The 1190-nt window shown below is 64.7% G+C and carries 1 protein-coding gene; it reads right to left on the bottom strand.

Going from position 1 to position 1190, the window contains the following annotated elements; translation table 11 throughout:
• Window positions 1-18: 18 nt before the first annotated feature.
• Window positions 19-954, bottom strand: coding sequence for an IS110 family RNA-guided transposase (locus C7389_RS24725; RefSeq protein ID WP_133595318.1), 936 nt, complete (start codon window positions 952-954; stop codon window positions 19-21).
• Between the last annotated feature and the right edge of the window lie 236 nt (window positions 955-1190).

Raw genomic sequence — 1190 nt, 5'->3', positions numbered from 1 at the left:
GAGCAACCGTGTTGGCCGTCAAGCGGGCGATGGGCTCCATGGGGTGTTGTTCTTGATCATGGCGTTCATGATGGTCAGGAGCTTGCGCATGCAGGCAGCGATGACGACCTTGGGAGGCTTGCCCGCCTTTGCCAGCCGCTGGGCGAAGGTCTTGATCGCCTCATTGAAACGCATGGCCGAGAGGGTGGCCATGTATAGGATGTGACGCACCTCGGCCCGCCCTCCCCAGAGGGTGCGTTTCCCCCGATGCCGGCCGCTGTCGTTGGCCAGTGGCGCGAGGCCGGCCAACGCGGCGATCTCGCGCCGGTTCAGGCTACCGAGCTCCGGGCACTTGGCCAGCAAGGTCACGCAGGTGACCGCCCCCACGCCGGGGATGCTGCGCAGCAGATCGTCCTTGACGCGCCAGGCGGGCGAGGTGCGCAAGCGGTGTGTCAGATCGATATCGACATCCTCTATGCGTTTGTCCAGCCAAGCGATGTGCAACTTCAGGCTCTTCTGCAGCGGCTTGGAGGCCGCCGTGCCCAGCCTCAGGCGCTCCTGGACGCGCATGCTTACCAGCTGACGCCGTCGGCTCACCATCTCGTCCAGCGCCCGGGTGTCGTCGTCCTTGAGCGCACGCGCCTGTGGCCGGACGGCCTGGGCAAAGCCGGCCAGCATGGCCGCATCGAGCCGGTCGGTCTTGGCCAACTGCCCCGTGGCCCGGGCAAAATCGCGGGCCTGGCGAGGATTGACGACCGCCACCTTCAGAGCACGCGCGCACAGTTCGCAGGCCAGGCGCACCTCCAGGCCCCCCGTGGCTTCCATGACGATCAACGCCGGCGAGGCCGCCAGCAGGCGCTGGCACACCGTCTCGATGCCCGGCTCGTCGTAGGCAACGCTCAAGGCCTCACCGGCAGGCTCGAGACACACGTCCAGGCGGTGCTTGGATACATCGATTCCGACAAACTGTTCCATCTCTCTCTTCCTCGTACCCGGCCTTGCAAATGCGGGCTCGAACGCCCAAGCAACCGTTCGGGTTATGAATGAAGAATTCGGCCCGATGCTCCTTGCTCTCCCGCGGGCTCATCTGTCCCAAGGGCCGGACGAGCTATCGGGCCGAAACCGCGAAATCTGGAGAAAGGGGGGCGTCTACGGCCCGTCCCTCTACAGATCAAGTTCATTAAAAATCGGCTGGAGAGAAACATACAAGG

Origin of the sequence: Azoarcus indigens, assembly GCF_004361735.1 — a bacterium.
In the GTDB taxonomy this organism is placed as follows: domain Bacteria; phylum Pseudomonadota; class Gammaproteobacteria; order Burkholderiales; family Rhodocyclaceae; genus Azoarcus; species Azoarcus indigens.
This window is presented reverse-complemented; position numbering and strand designations above follow the sequence as displayed.

Excerpts from the sequence above, each read along its gene's own strand:
- C7389_RS24725 (WP_133595318.1), bottom strand. The coding sequence starts at position 954 with ATGGAACAGTTTGTCGGAATCGATGTATCCAAGCACCGCCTGGACGTG.